We start from the raw sequence: 21,733 nt of genomic DNA, 5'->3' as shown, positions 1-21,733 counted from the left end.
GCGCGCCCCCTTACTTTACGTCCGGCAGGTCTTCGTCTGCCATTGCCTTCGCGGGCAGCACCGCGCCTTCGCCGATGCGAACGCCTTCTGCCACCACTGCTACGCCCCACTTATCCACATCGCCGTCCGACGGGCTGCCGCCTACCGTTGCGCCCTTGGCGATCACAGCCTTTTCCGCCACGATCGAGTAGCGCACGGTCGCGCCTTCCTCCACCACGGCGCCCGGCATCAGGATGGAGTATTCCACCTTGGCGCCCTTGGCGATCCGGACATCCGAGAACAGCACGGATTCGGAAACATCACCGGCGATCTCACAGCCCTCGGAGAGCAGGGTGTGCTTGACAACCGCATCCTTCGCGGTAAAATGCGGGGGGGAACCGGTGGTGCGGCCGTAGATCTTCCACGAATCATCCGACAGCTTCAGGCCGGAATTCGGGGAAAGCAGATCCATATTGGCTTCCCACAGGCTTTCGATCGTACCAACGTCCTTCCAGTAGCCCTCGAACCGGTAAGAAACCAGCTTTTCGCCGTTGTTCAACATCGCCGGAATGATATCCTTGCCGAAATCGTTGGAGGACTTGGGGTTGGCCTCATCCTCGGTCAGATATGCACGCAGCTTCTTCCAGGAGAAGATGTAAATACCCATGGAAGCCAAGGTGGACTTGGGCTGCTTGGGCTTTTCCTCAAACTCGTAAATGGTGCCGTCCGGCTTGCAGTTCATAATGCCGAAGCGGGACGCCTCGCTCAGCGGCACATCGAGCACGGCGATGGTAGCATCCGCGCCGGTCTCCTTATGCTGCTGCAGCATCTTGTTGTAATCCATCTTGTAGATATGGTCGCCCGACAGGATGAGCACATATTCCGGATCGTACTCGTCGATAAACGCGATATTCTGGAAAATGGCGTTGGCCGTACCCTTGTACCACTCGGCCGCCTTGCCCTTCTGGTAAGGCGGCAGCACGTATACGCCGCCGCGCAGGCGGTCCAGATCCCACGTCTGGCCTGAGCCGATATAGGCGTTCAGCACATGCGGCTCGTACTGGGTCAGCACACCAACCGTATCGATGCCGGAGTTGATGCAGTTGGACAGCGGGAAATCGATGATGCGGTACTTACCGCCAAACGGCACGGCAGGTTTGGCGACATTTTTTGTCAGCACGTACAGGCGGCTGCCCTGACCGCCTGCGAGCAGCATTGCCACGCATTCTTTTTTCCGATACATTGATTATTACTCTCCTTTTACGGTTCACACGATATTAGACGCCGTTTCCGGCATTTCCCCTCGGTTACAGTTGTTAATCTGCGCTGTCTTTTTTAACCACCGCCTTCGTGCCGGTCTGTGTCACCGCCTTTTCGCCGGTTTTTGCCACAGCTTTTGTACCGACATTGGTTACTGCTCTTTCACCGGTCGCTGCGACCGCTTTTTCACCGGTTTTAACAATATCCTTTGCTGTCCGCTGCGCAACCGCCCGGGTTCCGGTTTTCGCTACTGCTTTGGAACCGGACTTTGCCGCAGCGCGGGATGATTTTTTTGCGGTTTTTCCCTCTGCCAGTTTTTTAGCGGCTGCGATTTCCTCCTTGGTGCGGCGCTTGGCGCGCGGCTTGCCCTTGAAGAACAGCACGCCGAACCGCGGGATCTTGATGCTGATGGACTGCTCCTGCCCATGCAGGGGCTTTTTGCTGTCGGTCCGCACTTTGCCGTTGGACAGACCGCCGCCGCCGAACTCCGCCTTATCCGATGTGAAGATCTCCTCATACGTTCCGGCAAACGGCACGCCGATGCGGTATTCCTCCTGCACCTCGGGCGAGAAGTTGACCACCACGATCACATCGCTGCCATCCTTGGCTACGCGGCGGAAGGCGATAATATTGTTCCGGTTATCCTCATGGCTGATCCACTCAAAGCCGCGCCAGTCGGTATCCTGCTCCCAGAGCTGCGGCGTTTCCAGATAGAAGTGGTTAAGCGCCTTTACATAGTTCTGCATCTGCTTATGTGCCGGATAATCCAGCAGCATCCAGTCCAGCCCGCGCTGATATGCCCATTCGGAGAACTGTGCGAACTCCCCGCCCATAAACAGCATTTTTTTGCCGGGGTGCGCGGTCATATAGCCGTACAGCGCGCGCAGGCCGCCAAACTGGTTTTCATACGGGGGCGGCATTTTGCCGATCAGCGAGCATTTGCCGTGCACGACCTCGTCATGCGAGAGCGGCAGGATGTAATTTTCCGAGAAGGCATACATGAACGAGAAGGTGATCTTGTCGTGCATATCCTTGCGGAAAAACGGATCCGCCGAACAGTAGCACAGCATATCGTTCATCCAGCCCATGTTCCACTTGAAGTTGAAGCCCAAGCCGCCGTCGTATCCCGGCTTAGTGACCATCGGCCATGCGGTAGACTCCTCTGCAATCATCATCACGTCCGGATGGTCGGTCAGGATATACTCATTGAGCAGGCGCAAAAAGTCGATCGCCTCAAGATTTTCCCGCCCGCCGTGGATATTCGGCCGCCACTCGTGCTGGCGGTTGTAGTCCAGATACAGCATGGAAGCGACCGCGTCCACGCGCAGGCCGTCCATATGGAATTTTTCGATCCAAAACATCGCGGAAGAGAACAGCAGGTTTCGGGTGGATACCTTGCCGTAGTCAAACACGCGCGTGCCCCATTCCTTATGCTCCATCTTGAGCGGATCGGCATATTCATACAGGTGCGAGCCGTCAAACTCGACCAGACCGCAGCCGTCCTTGGGGAAGTGCGCGGGCACCCAGTCCATGATAACGCCCAGGCCGGCCTGATGCGCCTTATCCACCAGATACATCAGATCCTTGGGCGTGCCGTAGCGGCTGGTGGCGGCAAAGTAGCCGATCACCTGATAACCCCACGAGCCGTCAAACGGGTATTCGGTCAGCGGCATAAACTCGATATGGGTATAGCCCATCTCCTTTACGTAGGGCACCAGCTCGTCCGCCAACTGGCGGTAGGAGTAGAAGTTGCCGTCCTCGTGCATTTTCCACGAGCCGAGATGGCACTCGTAAATATTCACCGGGTTGGCATAGGGCAGATGATCCCGGCGCCATTCCAGCCAGCCTGCGTCGTTCCACTCATACCCTTCCAGATCGTATACCTTGGAAGCGTTGCCCGGCCGGGTCTCGGAATGGAAGCCGTACGGGTCGGACTTGTCAAATACATCGCCGGATTTGGCCCACACGCTGTATTTATATGCCGCATACTCCGCGATATGGGGAACAAACACTTCCCAGATGCCCTGCTCGTCCCGCTCCATGTAGTGCACATCGCGGTTCCAGCCGTTGAATTCGCCCATGACCGATACCTTTTCGGCTTCCGGCGCGTACACACGGAACAGATAACCGGCTTCGCCATCCTGCTCCGCGGGATGCGCGCCCATGTAGTCATACGCGCGGCAGTCCCTGCCGGAATAAAAAAGCTGGCTTCGCTTTTCGCAGGCCGGCGCTGCGGATCGTTTCTTCATATCGCATCTCTCCCTTTTTCACTGCCGAAACACGGCTGAACTGCGAGATTTTTCCATCCTCCTGTGCATGATTGCCCGTTTCGGGCGGACACCTCTCACTTTAGTTGGGTATAGTATACATCATAGGAAAGAAAAAGTCCAGCAATTTCACACAATTGCTGGACTTTTTTGATAATCTTTTTGTCTGCTTTACACAGGTTTTGACTGGAAATGAAAAGATAACATACAAAATGTCGTGGTTTTGTTTACAAAATATGCCGGCGAATCATATCCAATGCGGTAGAAGCCGCCTGCATCCGCACCCGGTCGCGCCCGTTCATGGACTGCATCCTGCGGGTCACGTGCCGTCCCGCGTGCCACACGCTGATGTAGACCAGACCGACCGGCTTTTCCTCCGTGCCACCGCCCGGGCCTGCCACGCCCGTGATACCGACGCCCACATCCGCGCCAAGCGCCTTTGCCACGCCCACAGCCATCTGCCCGGCTACCTCGGGCGATACCGCGCCGGCTGTATCGAGCGTCTCCTTCTGCACGCCCAAAACGCCCATCTTCACCTCGTTGGCATACGAGCACACGCCGCCAAGGTAATAATCCGAACAGCCGGGCACATCGGTGATGCGCTTGGACAGCAATCCGCCTGTGCAGCTTTCCGCCACGGCAAGGGTCAGGCCGCGCTGCCGCAGCCCGTCGCCCACCACCTGCTCCAGCGAATCCACATCCACGCCGTACACATCCTCGCCCAGCAGAGAAACGATCTCGTCCACCACGGGGGCGAGCATGGCCTCGCACTGCTCCGGCGTATCTGCCTTGGCGGTCACGCGGGCAAAGCACTCGGAGGTTTTGGCATAAGGCGCAATGGTCGGGTTGGTGCTGCGCGCCATCATATCGTGCAGAATGGTCTCCATATTGCTTTCGCCCAGACCAAACACCCGAATGTTGTGCGACACAATGCAGCCGCCTGCAAGCTTGTACAGGTAAGGCATCGCGCATTCCTTCCACATGGGATTGCACTCACGCGGGGGGCCGGGCAGCATGAGCACATGCTTGCCGTACGCCTCAAACGCACAGCCGGGCGCAGTGCCCCATTCGTTGACAAACACCGTGCAGCCCTCGGGCAGCCATGCCTGCTTTTCGTTGTTCGGCGTCATCGGCTTGCCGATGGTCTGGAAAAAATCACGGATGCGGTCAAGCGAGGGCTGATGCAGCGCCATTTTCTTGCCGAACACCGATGCCAGTGTTTCCTTGGTCAAATCGTCCAGCGTCGGCCCGAGACCGCCCGTGGTGATGATGATATCCGCGCGGTCGCGCGCGGTCTCCACCACATGGCGCAGGCGCGCCGGATTATCGCCGACAACCGTCTGATAAAAAACATTGATGCCCAGCTCGCTCAGCCCCTGCGAGATGAGCTGCGCATCCGTATTGACAATGTCACCCAGCAAAATTTCCGTGCCGACGGCGATCAGTTCTGCGTTCATAATGGTATTCCTCCCAGTGGATTAAATTGCTTGGCTGCGTTGGCAGCCATCCCCCTCGGGGCGGCAGCCGCCCTCTCTGTCCGCATGTGCAGCCGGGCGGCTCTGTGAAAACCGTCACATGCCTTTGCGCGCGCAGCGCGCCGCATTTCCATTCTCCATCAAACCGCAGCTTTGCCGCGGTTTGATACCCCGACCCGCGCTGCGACAGCGCGACCGCCTTTGGCTGCAAAGGCGAGGGGGGTATCGAAAAAAGTTTCTCCGGAACTTTTTTCGTATATAGGGGGGACAGCGTCCCCCCTATAGCCGTTTACGGCAAGTGAATAATCTCCACGCCCGCAACAGCTTCCTCTACCAGCGCGTCAACGTCCAGATGGCTCTCCGCCTCGAGGATCTTGGGCATCTTGGGCTTGGTGTTGGGATGCTTGGGGGTGAACACCGTGCAGCAGTCCTCATAAGGGAGGATGGAGGTTTCAAAGGTATCGATCTGCCGCGCGATGCGCACGATCTCCTCCTTATCCATACCGATGCAGGGACGGAACACAGGCAGCCCGCACACCGCGCCGGTTACCGCCATGGCGGGCATGGTCTGGCTGGCAACCTGGCCGAGCGACTCGCCCGTGATGAGCGCACCGCAGCCGTATTCCACCGCGACCCGCTCGGCAATGCGCATCATAAACCGCCGCATGATGAGCGTGAACAGCTCCTCATGGCATTTTTCGCGGATCTCCTCCTGAATTTTGGTGAACGGCACAACCATCACACTCATGCGGCCGCACCACGCAGTCAGCTTGCGGCCCAGCTCGAGTACCTTTTCCTTGGCGCGCTCCGAAGTGTACGGATAGCTGAAGAAATGGACGCCCACCAGCTCCAGCCCGCGTTTGGCCATCATCCAGCCTGCCACGGGCGAATCGATGCCGCCCGAAAGCAGCAGCGCCGCGCGTCCGTTTGAGCCGATCGGCATGCCGCCCGCGCCCGGCTCCGGACCGGCGTGGGCAAAGGCGTATTTTTCTCGCATCTCCACATGCACGGTCAGATCAGGGTGATGCATATCCGGCCGGACTGCCGGAAACAGGTCGGCCAGCTCGCCGCCGACACGCTGGCTGATCTCGGTCGAGGTGAGCGGGAACTTTTTGTCCCCGCGCTTGGTTTCCACCTTAAAAGTGCGCGCCTGCGCGAACCGTGCCGCCAGATAGGTGCGCGCGGTTTCAACCACGCTCTCAAGCGTCTTTTCCGGGCAGACCGCCGCACGTGAGATGGTGGCAAAGCCGAACACATGACGCGCGCAGTCCATCACCGCGTCGGCGTCGGCCTCCTCAGGCACCTTCACATATACGACCGACTGCCGCATGGAAATTTCGCAGTCCGCCACATGCTTCATACGCCGCGACAGGTTTTTGAGCAGGCGGTCCTCAAAGGTTTTGCGGTTGAGACCCTTGAGCACGATCTCACCGCACTTGAGCAGCAATACTTCTTTCATAATGTCTCCTTTATTTCAGCAGGCGGCATGCGCCTGCATGGTGTTGTTCATTTCTTCCTGCGTGCAATCCGCCGCCCCCCCTGCAGGATGCAGCCTGCCCTTCTGATTGCTTCGGGCAGATGGGCGGTGAAGCCCTGTCTGTAACGCACGCATTACCGCCGCAGCATCTTTACGCCTTTCCGTGCCGCTGCGATAAACGCGTCCACATCCTCTTTTGTGTTGAACGGGGCAAATGACACACGGATAGCGCTGTCCGTGCGCGTCTTGGGCAGGCCGAGGGCGCGGAGCACCCCGCTCTGCTTGCCCTTGGAGCAGGCAGACCCGCTCGAGACATACACCTCATCCCCCTCGAGCACGCGCAGCATGACCTCGCTCTTGCATCCGGGCAGGGACAGGTTGACCACATGCGGGATATCGCCCGCACCATTGAACGCAGTGTCCGGCAGCTCCGTCTGCACTTTCTCCCGCAGGTAGGCCGCAAGCTGCTCTACATGGGCGTAATCCGCCTCAAACTGCGCCATGCGGACCTCGCACGCCTTGGCAAACGCCGCAATGTTTGGCAGTGCTTCCGTACCCGGCCGCAGCCCCTTTTCCTGCCCGCCGCCCTGCATCAGCGGCGGCAGACGCAGACCTTTTTTCACATACAGCGCACCAATGCCCTTGGGCGCGCCGATTTTATGACCGGATACGCTCATCAGGTCGCAGTTCCACTTTTTCGGCGTGAGCGGCACGCGGGCAAGACCCTGCACCGCGTCGATATGGAACAGCGCCTCCGGCGCTTTGGCCTTGAGCCGCGCCCCCAGCTCCGCCACGGGCTGCACCGTGCCGATCTCGTTGTTGACCAGCTGGCAGGACAGCAGCACGGTATCCCCTGTCAGTGCGGCTTCCAGCGCGTCCGGCGTAATATGCCCACCGGCATCCGGCGCAAGGAACAGCACCTCGAACCCCTCGGCGGCAAGCTGACGTGCCGTATTGGCTGTTGCCGCGTGCTCGATCTCCGTGGTGATGATCCGTCCCTTTTTATGCCGGTGCAGATGCGCCGCCCCGCGCAGGCTGATGTTCGTGCTTTCCGTGCCGCAGGAGGTAAAATAGGTTTCCTCCGGCAGACAGCCGAGCGCCGCCGCTACGGTTTTGCGGCTCTCCTCCAGCAGATGCGACGCTTCGATCCCCATACGGTGCAGGCTCGATGGGTTGCCAAAGCAGGTACACATGGCATGTACCGCAGCCTCCGCCGCCTCGGGCAGCACGCGGGTCGTTGCCGCATTATCCAGATAGTGCATGTTGCTTCCCCTTTTACGGATAGAATTCTGATTTTATTATACCGCGCCCGGCATAGCCGTACAAGACGGAATTTTGCCGGTTTTCCCGCCGTTCCCCGCATTTTGGGATTGTATCCGCGCACCGGTTATGCTATACTTCTTATGTATGACATGCATATTGTATGTCCCAAGTGTAGAAAGGAAGGAATCCTATGCCAGGTAAGATAATCCTCGGCGCCCAGTGGGGCGACGAAGGCAAGGGTAAGTTTATTGATATTTTCGCGGGCAAGGCCGATCTGATCGTGCGCAGCCAGGGCGGCAACAACGCGGGTCACACGGTTGTGGCCGGCGGAGAAAAATACAAGCTGCAGCTCATCCCCTCGGGCATCCTGTATCCGGACTGCGTCAATATTATCGGGCCGGGCGTGGTGGTCAACCCCAAGGCCGTGCTGGGTGAGATCGACGGCCTGCACGAAAAGGGCATCTCGACCGATAAACTCTTTATCGATGCACGCTGCCACTGCATCATGCCCTGGCATCTGGAGCTGGACGCGCTGAGCGAGGCGGAAAAAGCCAAAGAAGGCACCGCTATCGGCACGACCAAAAAGGGCATCGGCCCTACCTATATGGATAAATCCGAGCGCAGCGGCATCCGGATGCACGACTTTGTGGACGCCGACCGCTTTGAAACCGTCATCCGCGAAACCTGCGCCCGCAAAAACCGCGTGATCACCGGCGTATACGGCGGTCAGCCGATCGACGCGGAAGCTGTCATCGCGGAATACCGCACCTATGCCGACCGCCTGCGCCCCATGGTGCGCGATACCTCGGTGATGACCTATGAAGCAGTCAAGGCCGGCAAGGAAGTGCTGTTCGAGGGTGCGCAGGGCACGCTGCTCGATCTGGATATGGGCACCTATCCGTTCGTCACCTCGTCCCATCCGGTATCCGGCGGCTGCTGCATCGGCTCGGGCGTGGGACCGACCGCGGTCAGCAGCATCATGGGCATTTTCAAATCCTACACCACCCGTGTGGGCGAAGGCCCGTTCCCGACCGAGCTGTTCGACGAAACCGGCGATTACATCCGCAAGGCCGGCGGCGAATTCGGCACGGTGACCGGCCGTCCGCGCCGCACCGGCTGGTTTGACGCAGTGGTAGCCCGCTATGCGGTGCGTGTGAACGGCCTGACCGAAGCGGTCATCAACAAAATCGATCCGCTGCGCGGGCTGGACAAGCTCAAGGTCTGCGTAGCTTACAAGCTGAAAAACGGGGAAACCGTCACGGAATTCCCGGCAAATTTTATGGATCTGGTCGATTGCGAGCCGGTCTATGAGGAGTTCGACGGCTTTGACGAGGATATCACGGATTGCCGCTCGTTCGATGCACTGCCGCAGACGGTGCAGAGCTACATCCGTGAGCTGGAGCGCATCATCGACTGCCCGATCACCATGCTGGGTGTCGGCCCGGCGCGCGATCAGGTCATTTCCCGGTAAAAATGAAACCTGCAACAAACGGCTGCCTGTATATCAGGCAGCCGTTTGTTGTCTGTCGAAAACGTATTTTGTTATTGCGTGTGAACAATACGCGCGGCAGCGCGCATAAAATAGGGCATTGCGGCAAGCCGCGATGCCCATAAAAACCGGGAGCATGTATCTCGGTTTTTATTCAAACCGCTGGCAAGTGTGCCTGAAAAACGCGCGCAGACAGCGGCATTTTCGATCGAAAACGTGGTTTTGATCGAGAGACTGTCGAAAGGTTTGTTTTTCCGGCAATCTGTCAGTAGCACAGGGCGATCAGCACGGGCACCGCAGCCGAACACAAAATTCCGTTGATCACGGCAAACACCACAGTCTCCTCGTTGGTATGGCGGATGAGCATGGGCAGGGTGGTATCCTCGCTGGTTGCCGCCGCAGGCGCGATACAGGTGAAATAATTCAGCCGCCGCGCCAGATAGGGGATCATGAAAAACGCCCCGATCTCCCGCATCAGGTTGCTCAAAAACGCAATGCTGCCCAGCTCGGCACCGGCCAGATTGCCGATGGATACGCCGGCAAGGCTGTACCAGCCCAGACCTGCCGCAACCGAAACCGTCTGATTGACCGGATACGCCATCAACAGCCCGCACAGCAGCCCGCCGAGCAGCGAACCGGCAATGATACCGCAGGGGATGACCAAAATGCGCATATGGTATTTGCGGATACTCTCCAGCAGGCCGCGGCGCAGACCCACGCTGACGCCCACCGAGAACATCAGCGCATACAGCAGCCATTGTGTATGCGCGGTCAGCGGCGACAGCACCGCCGCGCAGGCGGGAAACGCCCCGCACACCACGCCCAGCAGCAGTGCGCCCAGCGCAAAAAACACCATCGGGTCGCTGCCCATCTGCACCGGTGCGGATTCCTGACGGCCTCCTGCCGTTTCACGGACAGCAGCCCCTTCCCCCATGCAGCAGCGGGTCAGCACATACACCACCGCCACCGAGCACAGTGTGGGCAGCAAAAACAGCAGAAAGCTCCGCAGGCCGAGCACAGCCAGTTCGGAAAAAAAGCCCTCGCGCTGCCCCAGCCCGACACCCATGGAAAAAATCAGCAGCAGGGTGAACGCAAGCTGCGCCCATTCATTTTTTGCCTTATGCCGCTCCGGAAAAAAACGCCCCACAGCGATTCCGGCCAGCATGATACCAAGTGTTACCATCCGGATACTCCTATATTTTGTACTTCGTTTCGCGCAAGCAAAGACCGGCCCAGCGGCCGGTCTGAGACTGTCGGAAAACTTTGTTTTTCGAACAGTCTCTCGATCGAAACCACGCTTTCGATCGAATTAGCGACTGCGAATCGCGCCCTTTGGGCACAATTCTCCGTCGTCTTGTATAAAAACCCACGCACCGGTCGCGGGTTTTTATGAAAATTGCAGCTTGCTGCAATTTTCTATTAGATATGCGCTGCTCGCGCGAAGACTCTTTCGACAAGCTAAGACCGGCCCAGCGGCCGGTCCTTTCTGCTGTCAAAAACATGTTCTTTCCAACGCTCTGTGTTGGAACTGCGCCAAACACAAACGAAAAAAACATTCCCATGTGCACTGCCGCCGTCAGGCGATCAGGCGCGGCTCCACTGCGTGCCCTGACGGGTGTCCTTGATCGTGACGCCCATATCCGCCAGCACACCGCGGATGCGGTCAGCCTCCGCAAAATTCTTTTCCTTCTTCGCTGCCGCGCGCTGCGCGATCAGGGCTTCGATCTTATCTGCGTCCGGATCCTTGGCATCCTCGCGCTTCTGCACAATATTGAGCACGCCGGTCAGCTCCATGAACAAGTCGTGCGCTGCGGTCAGGAAGGCCTTCGTCGCATCGTCGTGCGCGGTCATCCAGCCGTTGATCTCGCGCGTCAGCTCGAAAATAGCGGAAAGTGCGTCCGCCGTGTTCATATCATCGTCCATCGCGTCGATGAACTTCTGCTTGTACGCGGTCAGCGCCTCGAGCTTTTCGGCTTCCTCTGCGGTCATCGCGTCGCCCTGCGCCTTTTCGATGCGGAACTCCATGTTATTGCGGCTCTCATACAGGCGGGCCAGCGACGCCTTGTTCATCTCCAAACTCTCCGCCGAGTAGTTGAGCGGGGAACGGTAATGCGCCGACAGCATAAACATGCGGATGGTTTCATAACCGAACTCCTTCGCCGCCTCGCGCACCATAAAGAAATTGCCCTTGGATTTGGACATTTTCTCGTTGTCGATGGTCAAAAATCCGTTATGCACCCAGTAATGCGCAAAGGGCTTGCCGTTTGCCGATTCGGACTGGGCGATCTCGTTTTCGTGATGCGGGAAGATCAGATCCAGACCGCCGGAGTGGATGTCGATCGTTTCCCCGAGGTACTTGCACGCCATCGCCGAGCATTCGATATGCCAACCCGGACGGCCCTTCGAGCCCCACGGCGTATCCCAAGCCGGCTCGCCGGGCTTTGCCGCTTTCCAAACGGCAAAATCCATCGGGTCTTCCTTGACCTCGCCCACCGAGATGCGCGCGCCGGCCTGCAGCTCTTCCATCGGCATATGGCACAGCTTGCCGTACTCCGGGAAAGACTTAGTGCGGAAATACACATCGCCATTTTCCGCCAGATATGCATGGCCGTTGTCCAGCAGCTTCTGCACGATGCTGATGATCGCGTCCATCGTTTCGGTCGCACGGGGGTGTACCGTCGCACGGCCGACGCCAAGCCCCTCTGCATCCACGTAGTATTCCTTGATATAGCGCTCGGCGATCTCGTTGAAATCCACGCCTTCTTCATTGGCCTTGTTAATGACCTTATCGTCGATATCGGTGAAGTTCTGCACAAACGTCACCTTATAGCCGCGGTACTCAAAGTAACGGCGCAGCAGATCGAACATGATGAACGGGCGCGCGTTGCCGATGTGGAAATAATTGTACACGGTCGGCCCGCAGGAATACATTTTCACTTCACCCGGGGTGATGGGCACGAACTCATCCTTCTGACGGGTCAGGGTATTATACAGTTTCATACGATAAACTCCTTTACTGGATTGATTTTATGAAAAAGCCGCCTCTTTTATCCAAAGAGGCGGCGTAATGTCGCGGTTCCACTCCTGTTTATCACTCGGATACGCGGTAACGGGCGTGTCCCGCGGGGCGTTTGACCCCGATGCTCGGCGGACGCACCTTCACCGCGCCGCGCGCAGCGCCCTTGCAGCCGATGGGGCACCTCTCTTGTCCGCGCGGGATACGGTTACTCTTTCCGCTTCCTCGCATACTTTCCATATTACATTGCCAGTATATCAGCAGTATGAAGGAAAGTCAAGCGACCGGCACAGTTTTTGCGGTCTGCGCGTACTTGCCGACCAGCGTTTCCGCCATGTTGAGCGGCGTTTCGTCCCGGTTCAGCCGCAGCGACAGGTAAGGTGTTGAGCCTGCGTTCAGCAGCAGCCGCCCGCGGAAAGCCTCGTCCCCGCACAGGGCGGACAGGCGGGCAAAGTCGGTCTGCGCAAAGGTCAGCAGCAGACGGCCATCCTTCTCCTTGATTTCCGAAATGCCCTGTTCGCTTGCCTGACTGCGCAGCAGCGCAATGTCGAGCAGCGCTACCGCCTCTGCGGGCGGCTCGCCGAAGCGGTCGATCAGCTCGTCGAGCATATCGCTCTTCTGTTCTTCCGTGCGGATGAGCGCGATGCGGCGGTACAGATCGACCCGCTGGCCTGCATCCGGCACATAAGCGGACGGCAGGTTGGCAGAGAGCAGCAGCTCGGCCGCGCAGTCCACGCGCGGCTTGGGTGTTTCGCCCTTTTCCTCCTGCACGGCCTCTTCGAGCAGCTTGAGATACAGGTCATACCCCACGCTCATCATATGTCCGGACTGCTCGGGCCCCAGCACATTGCCCGCGCCGCGGATCTCCAGATCGCGCATGGCGATCTTAAAGCCCGAACCAAATGCGGCAAATTCACGGATGGCGGACAGGCGCTTCTGCGCGATCTCGGAAAGCGCCTTGCCGCGCCGGTAGCACAGGTAGGCAAACGCATGGCGCGACGAACGCCCTACGCGTCCGCGGATCTGGTGCAGCTGCGCCAGACCCATGTGGTCCGCATTCTCGATGATGAGGGTATTGGCGTTCGGGATGTCAATGCCGGTTTCGATGATGGTCGTGCAGAACAGGATATCAATTTCGCCCTCAGCCATGGCGTTCATGGCGGCGGCGATCTCCTTCTGCGTCATTTTGCCGTGTACAATGCCGAGACGGGCGTCAGGCAGGCGCTGCTGCCACAGAGCGGCGCAGCGCTCAATGCTCTCCACCCGGTTGTGCAGATAATACACCTGCCCGCCGCGCGCCAGCTCGCGCCGGATCGCGTCGAGCAGCACGCCGTCGTTCTGTTCGAGCACGAAGGTCTGCACCGGATGGCGGTCGAGCGGCGGCTCCTCGATCGAGGACATATCCCGAATACCGGACAGCGCCATATTCAGCGTGCGCGGGATGGGGGTTGCCGACAGCGTCAGCACATCCACAGTCTTGCTTAACTCCTTGAGTGTCTCCTTATGCGAAACGCCGAAGCGCTGCTCCTCATCCACCACCAGCAGGCCGAGATCCTTAAACTTGATTTTTTTATTAAACAGCTTATGGGTGCCGATCACCAGATCGACCGAACCGGCCTCCAGCTTTTGCAGGATCTTGGTCTGCTCCGAGCCGGTTTTATAGCGGGTCAGCAGCTCGATATTGAGCGGATGCCCCTGAAACCGCTGCAAAGCGGTCAGGTAATGCTGCCGCGCCAGCACGGTGGTCGGCACCAAAATCGCCGCCTGCTTGCCCGCCAGCACACACTTCATCACGGCGCGCAGCGCAACCTCGGTTTTGCCGAAGCCCACATCGCCGCACAGCAGGCGGTCCATCGGCCGGTCAGACTCCATATCCATTTTGATCTCCGCGATGCAGCGCAGCTGGTCGTCGGTCTCCTCATAGGGGAAGGCATCCTCAAACTCACGCTGCCACGCATCATCCGCAGGGAAAGCGTACCCCTTTACCTTGGCCCGCTCGGCATACAGCTTGATGAGACCCTCGGCCAGCTCCTTGGCGGCCGCCTTGGCCCGCTGCTTGGAGCGCGACCAGTCCGCGCCGCCGAGCTTGTTCAGCCGCACCTTTTCGGGTTCTCCCCCGCCGATGTATTTGGAGATCAGATCGAGCGAGGTCGCAGGAACATACAGAAAATCCGTTCCCGCAAACGCGATTTTGACAAAATCACGCTCCGCGCCGTCCACCGTCATGCGCTCCATGCCGATAAACCGGCCGATGCCGTGGTGCTCATGCACCACCAGATCGCCGGGGGTCAGATCGGTATAGGACTTGACACGGTCACGGCTGGATTTTTTCGGCTGCACCTTTTTGCGGCGCGCCAGCACCTGTCCCTCCGTGATGACGACCAGACCGAGATCGGGATACTCAAACCCCGCGGACAGTGTACCTTCCAGCACGGAAACCTGCCCGCCGCGCGGCAGCAGATCGCTGATCTCCGCGTGCAGACCGGCATCGGTCAGCGCGTCCAGCATATTCCGGCAGCGCAGCGCACTGCCGCACACCACGGCCACCGCCCGTCCCTGCTGGGTGTAGCCGCGAATATCCACCGCCGCCATATCCAGATTGCCGCCGTAAGCGTTCATCTGGTTTGCCGCAAAGTTTTCCAGATGCGCGGGCGCCAGCTCGGGAACATTGTTCAAAAAGCTGTCCAGCCGCACAATGGGCTGCGGAAGGCGGCACAAACCGGCAAAATCCAGCGCATAGCCCTCCAGCCCGGGCGGCATTTCGCCGCGCTCGAGCAATGCGGTCACATCGTCCGCGATCCGGCTGTGGAAATCGCGCGCCGCATCCCGCAGACGGGGCGTGTCCTCGATCAGCACCAGTGCATCCGCCGGCAGATAGTCGAGTGCGGTCGCCGCCTTCGGATAAACCAGCGGCAGGTATTTATCCGCCGCAGGCAGTGTGCCGGTCTCTTCCAGCCGTTCTGCGTCGCGTTCGATATGCGCGGCAAGGTCGGCATGCTTCTTTTTTCGGGTACTCAGCAGGCCGCGCACGGTTTTCGCCAACCCCTTTGCGCCGCCCGGCGCCAGATGGGGCAGGGTTTCCATGCACGGCAGGCAGCGCAGCGTTTCGGTATTTTCCAACCGCCGCTGGCTGCCAACGTCGAACGACGCGATCGAGTCGATCTCGTCATCCCAGAACTCGATACGGTACGGGTGCGCCGCCTGCGGCGGGAATACATCCAGAATGCCGCCGCGCACGGAAAACTGCCCCGTGCCCTCCACCTGAATGCAGCGCTCGTATCCGGCGCGCACCAGCTTTTGCGTCAGCTCTTCCAGCGGCGCCGTGTCTCCGGCAGAAAGGGTGACCACCGACGCAGCCAATGCCTCGGGCGGCAGCGTACGCTGCGCCGCCGCCTGCACGGATGCCACCGCAAACCGCATACGAGGCAGGGCTTCGAGCGCCGCCAGCCGCCGCTGCTCATAACCGCGTGACACTCCGGTCACATCCGCCATAACCAGTTCGCGCGCCGGCAGTGTCAGCACCTCTTTTTCCGCAAAGGCGTGCAGATCGGCTGAAAAGCGCACCGCCGCCGCGTCGTCATCGGTCAGCACCAGCACAGGGCGGCCGGTATCCAGCCCAAGCGCCGCCGCCAGATGCGCCTTGTGGATGGCCGACAGACCCACCGCCAGCACAGGCGTTTTGCCCTGCTCGAGCGCTTGTTTCAACCGTTTGTATTCTTTTAGATAAGTTATACTTTTAGTTATTTCGGTCATGGTTTACCTTCCCACCGCTCCAGCGGATGATACAATGCCAAAAGGGGCAGAACAGGATCTGCCCTCCAATTATTTTGATACACAGATACCAATAGGGCAGATTTTCATCTGCCCTATATGATATGCATATGGCACGGCGCTTAATGCGCGTGCCCGTCGTGCTCGTGATGGCAGGCGGCGCAGTCCATGTCGCAGCCGAGGATCGCGGTGGGGTCCTTGCCCAGACGCTTGTAGTAATCTGCGATCGCCGAGCGGAGCGCCTCTTCCGCCAGCACCGAGCAGTGCATCTTAACCGGCGGCAGGCCGTCCAATGCTTCTGCAACCGCCTTGTTGGTCAGCTTGAGCGCCTCTTCAAGCGTTTTGCCCTTGACCATTTCGGTCGCCATCGAGCTGGTCGCAATCGCCGCGCCGCAGCCGAAGGTTTTGAACTTGACATCCTCGATCACACCGTCATCCGACACCTTGAGGTAGATCTTCATGATATCGCCGCACTTAGCGTTGCCGACCTCGCCCACGCCGTTGGCATTTTCAATCTCGCCAACATTGCGCGGATGGGTGAAGTGGTCAAGCACCTTTTCACTGTATTGCATAATAAAAAGCTCCTTACTCTGTATAGATCAAAAATAGAAAACGGAAAATCCGGCTTTATGCGTGCAGGTTGGAGGCCGCCGTCAGGTTGGGCTTGCCGTTCTCCCACACCGGGCTCATCGAACGCAGCGTGGCAACCACATCAGCCACGGTTTCGATCAGATAATCCACATCCTCCTCGGTATTCTGCTCGCCCAGCGTCAGGCGCAGAGAACCGTGCGCGATCTCGTGCGGCAGACCGATTGCCATCAGCACGTGCGAGGGATCGAGCGAGCCGGTCGAGCAGGCCGAGCCGGTCGAGCCGCACACGCCCATGTTATCCAGCATCAGGATCAAACCCTCACCTTCGATCGCTTCGAATACAAACGAGGCCGTACCCGGCAGGCGGTTCACCGGATCGCCGGTGTAATGCGTATAGGGGATACGCTCCATGATGCCGGCAACCAGACGGTCGGTCAGCTTTTTCACGTAGCCCATCTTTTCGTCCAGCCCTTCTACGGCATCCTTCATCGCCGCTGCCAGACCAATGCAGCCCGCGGTATTCTCCGTACCCGAGCACAGGCCGCGCTCCTGTCCGCCGCCGTATACCAGCGGCTCGAGCGCGATGCCCTTTTTCAAATACAGCACACCGGTGCCGCGCGGGCCGCGGAACTTATGTGCGGAAAGCGACAGCATGTCAATTCCCATTTCCTGTACGTCAATGTGCATATGGCCGACCGCCTGCACCGCATCCGTGTGGAACTTTGCGCCCACCGCGTGCGCCAGCGCAGCGATCTCACGCAGCGGCTGGATCGTGCCGATCTCGTTGTTGGCTGCCATGATGGAAACAAGCGCGGTATCCTCGCTCAGTTCACGCTTAAGCTGCTCCAGATCGACGCGGCCGTACTCGTCCACATCCAGATAGGTAACGCGGAAACCTTCCTTCTCCAGCGCCTCGCAGGTATACAGCACCGCATGGTGCTCGATTTTCGAGGTAATCAGGTGCTTGCGGCCGCGCGCCGTGGGGCCGTGCATAAAGCCGCGGATCGCAAGGTTATCCGCCTGCGAACCGCCGCCGGTAAAGATGATCTCACCCGGCGCGTAATCATTCGCCTCGTTAACCGGCATTGCCGCATGCAGGCACTTGCCGACCGTGGTGCGCGCCTCATTCAGCGCCATTTTAGCCTCCCGGCCGATGCGGTACAGCGAAGACGGGTTGCCGAAATATTCGGTCATCCACGGCTTCATCGCCTCAAACGCCGTTTCGGAAAGCGGAGTGGTTGCCGCATTGTCCGCATAAACAAATCTTTTCATTTTATATCTGCCTTTCTCTTCAAAAGGTTGCTTGTATCCTGCACCCAAATTCCAGTCATCCGATGGGCTTTGGGGAACAATACTAATATACACCTAAACCGCGCATTTTAGCAAGCAAAAAACCGACGAAACGCACGCGGATATCGCGGGCATTTTGCATCATTTTGTGCATTTTGCGCAGTTTCAGCCGCGCTTATGCGCATCCATATGCTTTTTCAGGCGTTGCAGCACATCATCATACTGTTTGGAGCGTGCGCTCGGATTGCCGCGCAGCATGCTTTTGCGGCTGCGGCTCAGGCTGTCCGCGCGCTCGTCAAAGCGGCGCTGCAGCTCATCCAAACGGTCGAGAAGCTGCTCCTTGGTTGCCGTGACCTGATCGTAGGCATGATCCATGCGTTCAGTCCATTCACTGCGCGCCTCATCCACCCGATAGGACAGATTGGTCAGCTGCACCTTGGTGCGCTCGGATGCATCGTCCCAGCGGTCAGCCAATTCTTCGCGGGCTTCCTCCATACGGCCGGCAAGCTGCCCGCGCGCCTCGTCCACCCGTTCAGACCATTCGCCGCGCGCCTCATCCACCCGATAGGACAGATTGGTCAGCTGCACCATTGCCGTTTCGGAAAGCTGCTGCCGCAGCGCAGCGCCCTGCTCCCGCAGCTTATCCAGCTCTTCCAGCACGCGCGCCAGATCAAGTGCGGTGCGCACGGATACCGCCACATCGCTGAGGAAGGCGGCAGACAGCAGCACATCCAACGCCAGCAGCAGCCAGAACGGCAGCCCAACCACCAGCTTTTCCAGCGGCGGATGCAGAAAATGCGTCAGCAGCAGACCCATTGCCCCCCAGCACAAGGAGGATTGCAGGCAGATGCGCCCTTGAAACTGAAACCGATGGGTGGAATAATCCCAGTATTTCACCTTGAACAGGGTCTCCATCAACACACCGACCAGATACTCGAACACCGTTGCCGCAGCCATACTGGCCAAAAACAATGCCACCGGATGCGCTCGCAGCGGCAGGGCAATGTGCAGTAAAATCGTTGCGCCAAAGCCGTAGATCGGCAGCATCGGCCCGCGCAGAAAACCGCGGTTAACCCACCGGCGCTGGCTGACCGAAACCACCGTGGATTCAAAGCACCAGCCCAAAAAGCAGTACAGGTAAAAAACCAACACCCACTGCCAGACGGAATACGCATAATACATTGCAGTAAAACCCCTCTGTCCTACATCATTGCATCCCTGTGGTTTCTATTTTACCGAAGTTTTTGACTTTTGGCAAGGGCACAGGTATAATATAGTTATATTATGCAAACCGGCGGTTTTTGGCCGGTAACAGACAGCTATCCCACCATACGATTACTGAAGAAGGGCAGGCGTTCACCACTATGCTGAACTTTTCCATCCATACCTCGACCGAAGTTGTTTTCGGCCGCAATATTGAAGAACAAATCGGTTCAAAACTGACAGAACTGGGCGCGCACCGCGTACTGGTGCATTTCGGCGGTGCCAGTGCCCGTGCATCCGGCCTGCTCGACCGGGTGGAAAGCAGTCTGTCGGCTGCCGGCCTTACCTTTGTTGAACTGGGCGGCGTAGAGCCAAACCCCAAGGTTGCCATGGCGCGCCGCGGCATCGAGCTGTGCCGCCGCGAGGGCATCGACTGCATTCTGGCCGTGGGCGGCGGCTCGGTTATCGATTCCGCCAAGGCGATCGCCCTTGGCGCTGCCACCGGCCGCGATCCATGGGATTTCGCCAGCGGCGCTGCCGTTCCGGACTGTGTTCTGCCGATTGCCACCGTGCTGACGCTGGCTGCCTCCGGCTCGGAAACCAGCAACTCCTGCGTGCTGACCAATGAGGACACCCACGAAAAACGCGGCATCACCAGCCAGCTCAACCGGCCGCGCATCAGCTTCCTCAATCCGGAAAACACCTTTTCGGTCTCCAAATTCCAAACCGGCTGCGGCATCGTGGATATTATGATGCACACCCTTGAGCGCTACCTGACCCCGCAGGGCGGCGAAACCGATATCACCGACCGTCTGGCCGAGGGGCTGCTGATCGCCGTGCGCGATGCAGGCCGCCGCGCCATTGCCGACCCGAATGACTATGAGGCGCGCGCCTCGCTCATGTGGGCGGGCAGTGTATCGCATAACGATTACACCGGCTGCGGACGCGGCCGCCTGTTCCCGGTGCATAAACTCGAGCATGAGCTGTCCGCTTACCGCGATGCGATCGCCCACGGTGCGGGTCTGTCCGTGCTGTTCCCTGCTTGGGCGCTGTATGAATACCGGCAGGATATTCCGCGCTTTGCACAGCTGGCCAACCGTGTATTCGGTGTGGAAATGGACTTTGCCCATCCCGAACGGACAGCCCGCGAAGGCATCCTGACCATGAAGCGCTTTTTTGAAGAGATCGGCATGCCGGTGCACATGGAGCAGCTCGGGCTGCACCCGTCGGATTACGAGGCACTGGCGGACAATACCCTGCGCACGGTCAACGGCCCGGTCAAAAGCTACACCCCGCTGGACCGCGAAGCGATCCTCGAGATCTACCGTCTGGCAGAGTGAGGCTGCGGCCCGCGAAAACACCTTGTGCACATGGAAGCGCATGAGCGAACCATGATTTTCGATAACTATAAACTTCAAAATTATTTCGAGGAGAACTAAAAAAATGATTCGATGGAGTGATAACTATATCACGGGCATAACTGAAATTGACGAAGAGCACAAGAAACTTTTCGCAGTGGCCGCACAGATTTATGACAAGGTGCGCTCTCGCGGACATGATGAAAAAATACAGATATTTGTGCTGCGCGAAGGCCTGCACTATTTAAATGGTTACTTTGACTATCATGCTGCCCGAGAAGAAGCATACATGAAAAAAATTGGGTTTAAGGGCTACGAGCTGCATGAGATGCAGCATGATGACTTCCAATCCGTTCAGATGGGAAAGTACCAAAAGATGCTGAACAGCGGATCATGCAGCATGGATGATATTTGGGATTTCTTGGGCAATGGGATTGGTTGGCTGCTTGAACACATTGCAACAGCGGATATGCTAATCGTCGGCAAGGGGGTTCATGCAGCACCTGTAAAGCCGGATGTAAACATCTCCGTTCTGGAACAAACCTTGGACTCCCTGTTTGCGGCTACTCTTAATGTCAAAACCAACACACATGTCGTTGATCAAACGTACTGCGGTTCTCCATATGGAAATGTCCTGTATCAAATGATGGTTTGCGAAAGGGAAGGCGCAACAAACACACTGATTGCAGGAATAGAGCGTTCTTTTGTTGCTGCCGTTGCCAACATGCTGTTCGGTGAACGGATGAAGGACGATTCAGCCGTGGTTTTGCACACCGTAGAGGCATTTGGCGCACAGTTCTGGATTTCGCTGCATCGCATGCTGACCGGTGACGAAGCTGGAATACATGTAAAGGAGAGCAAACTTCTGTCAGGAGATGACGTATCCGATTTAGTCAAAACAATGAAGCCTGCTATATCCATTCTTTTTCCCTCGGACGTGGGTAAGTTTTCAGTTTCAACCACAAATCCGTATTTTCTCAACATGACGGCCAACTGACTATGCTTATCTTTCCGTAGGGATGGCTCTGTATCCAACCATACGTAAGCGTCAAATAGAAATTCAGAAAAGCACAAGGGTGGAGTTTTGCCTCCACCCTTGTGTGCTGTTTCAGGTATGTACTTTTTTACGGCTGTCAGGATAAACGACTTTGGCTTTCTTGTAACCTCTCCAACCTAAGTGCTGGCCGCAGCGGTCACAGTAGGCCACGAACTCGCGTTCCAGCGTTATGCCACATCTGGGGCAGACATAATAGGCATGACCATTCGGGAATACCATCACTTCCTTAACAAGGAG

At 58.2% G+C, this 21,733-nt stretch carries 14 protein-coding genes and 1 pseudogene; 3 read left to right on the top strand and 12 right to left on the bottom strand.

From position 1 onward, the window contains the following. Positions 1-10 precede the first annotated feature (10 nt). The 5 genes from T363_RS0107550 to T363_RS0107525 all read right to left on the bottom strand — a co-directional run bounded on the left by T363_RS0107550 (position 11) and on the right by T363_RS0107525 (position 7,720). Positions 11-1,222 carry a glucose-1-phosphate adenylyltransferase gene (locus T363_RS0107550; protein WP_031474753.1) on the bottom strand — a complete coding sequence of 404 codons (1,212 nt, stop codon included), beginning with the start codon at positions 1,220-1,222 and terminating at the stop codon, positions 11-13. Positions 1,223-1,295: 73 nt separating this feature from the next. Continuing rightward, positions 1,296-3,488, bottom strand: a complete 2,193-nt coding sequence (gene glgB, locus T363_RS0107545; protein WP_078096962.1) for a 1,4-alpha-glucan branching protein GlgB — start codon at positions 3,486-3,488, stop codon at positions 1,296-1,298. A gap of 245 nt (positions 3,489-3,733) precedes the next feature. Then, on the bottom strand, positions 3,734-4,963 hold the full coding sequence (locus T363_RS0107540; protein WP_031474751.1) for a competence/damage-inducible protein A: 1,230 nt from the start codon (positions 4,961-4,963) through the stop codon (positions 3,734-3,736). Positions 4,964-5,270: 307 nt separating this feature from the next. Next, the gene (gene thiI, locus T363_RS0107530) at positions 5,271-6,440 is read right to left on the bottom strand and encodes a tRNA uracil 4-sulfurtransferase ThiI (protein ID WP_031474749.1); all 1,170 of its coding nucleotides are present in this window, start codon (positions 6,438-6,440) and stop codon (positions 5,271-5,273) included. A 152-nt stretch (positions 6,441-6,592) separates the two neighbouring features. After that, positions 6,593-7,720, bottom strand: a complete 1,128-nt coding sequence (locus tag T363_RS0107525) for a cysteine desulfurase family protein (RefSeq protein ID WP_031474747.1) — start codon at positions 7,718-7,720, stop codon at positions 6,593-6,595. 191 nt (positions 7,721-7,911) lie between these two features. Between T363_RS0107525 and T363_RS0107520 the strand changes: the two genes are divergently transcribed. After that, the gene (locus T363_RS0107520; RefSeq protein ID WP_031474745.1) at positions 7,912-9,192 is read left to right on the top strand and encodes an adenylosuccinate synthase; all 1,281 of its coding nucleotides are present in this window, start codon (positions 7,912-7,914) and stop codon (positions 9,190-9,192) included. A 283-nt stretch (positions 9,193-9,475) separates the two neighbouring features. On the opposite strand, the gene T363_RS16565 is transcribed toward T363_RS0107520, so the two are convergent. From T363_RS16565 to T363_RS15115, 6 genes are all read right to left on the bottom strand, one after another. Next, a complete protein-coding gene (locus tag T363_RS16565) occupies positions 9,476-10,393 on the bottom strand; it encodes a LysO family transporter (protein WP_242840248.1) in 918 nt (305 codons plus the stop codon). A 401-nt stretch (positions 10,394-10,794) separates the two neighbouring features. Next, positions 10,795-12,210 carry a cysteine--tRNA ligase gene (gene cysS / locus T363_RS0107510; RefSeq protein ID WP_031474741.1) on the bottom strand — a complete coding sequence of 472 codons (1,416 nt, stop codon included), beginning with the start codon at positions 12,208-12,210 and terminating at the stop codon, positions 10,795-10,797. Positions 12,211-12,502: 292 nt separating this feature from the next. Next, positions 12,503-15,979, bottom strand: coding sequence for a transcription-repair coupling factor (gene mfd / locus T363_RS0107505; protein WP_031474739.1), 3,477 nt, complete (start codon positions 15,977-15,979; stop codon positions 12,503-12,505). A 140-nt stretch (positions 15,980-16,119) separates the two neighbouring features. Then, positions 16,120-16,569, bottom strand: a complete 450-nt coding sequence (nifU, locus tag T363_RS0107500; RefSeq protein WP_031474737.1) for a Fe-S cluster assembly scaffold protein NifU — start codon at positions 16,567-16,569, stop codon at positions 16,120-16,122. 55 nt (positions 16,570-16,624) lie between these two features. Then, positions 16,625-17,860, bottom strand: a complete 1,236-nt coding sequence (locus T363_RS0107495; protein WP_034971972.1) for a cysteine desulfurase family protein — start codon at positions 17,858-17,860, stop codon at positions 16,625-16,627. Positions 17,861-18,043: 183 nt separating this feature from the next. Then, positions 18,044-19,060 carry a putative ABC transporter permease gene (locus T363_RS15115; RefSeq protein WP_051643166.1) on the bottom strand — a complete coding sequence of 339 codons (1,017 nt, stop codon included), beginning with the start codon at positions 19,058-19,060 and terminating at the stop codon, positions 18,044-18,046. A 182-nt stretch (positions 19,061-19,242) separates the two neighbouring features. Between T363_RS15115 and T363_RS0107485 the strand changes: the two genes are divergently transcribed. Then, complete coding sequence (locus tag T363_RS0107485) at positions 19,243-20,421, top strand: iron-containing alcohol dehydrogenase (RefSeq protein WP_031474732.1); 1,179 nt, start codon at positions 19,243-19,245, stop codon at positions 20,419-20,421. A gap of 103 nt (positions 20,422-20,524) precedes the next feature. Beyond that, complete coding sequence (locus tag T363_RS0107480) at positions 20,525-21,436, top strand: bacteriohemerythrin (RefSeq protein WP_031474730.1); 912 nt, start codon at positions 20,525-20,527, stop codon at positions 21,434-21,436. A gap of 111 nt (positions 21,437-21,547) precedes the next feature. Here T363_RS0107480 and T363_RS16260 read toward each other — a convergent pair. Next, positions 21,548-21,733 (bottom strand): annotated as a pseudogene (locus T363_RS16260) (hypothetical protein); the annotation flags it as partial.

Origin of the sequence: Agathobaculum desmolans ATCC 43058 (assembly GCF_000701665.1) — a bacterium.
GTDB classification, from domain to species: Bacteria; Bacillota; Clostridia; order Oscillospirales; family Butyricicoccaceae; genus Agathobaculum; species Agathobaculum desmolans.
Note: the sequence above shows the minus strand (reverse complement) of the source record. Positions and strands in the feature narration are given on the sequence as shown.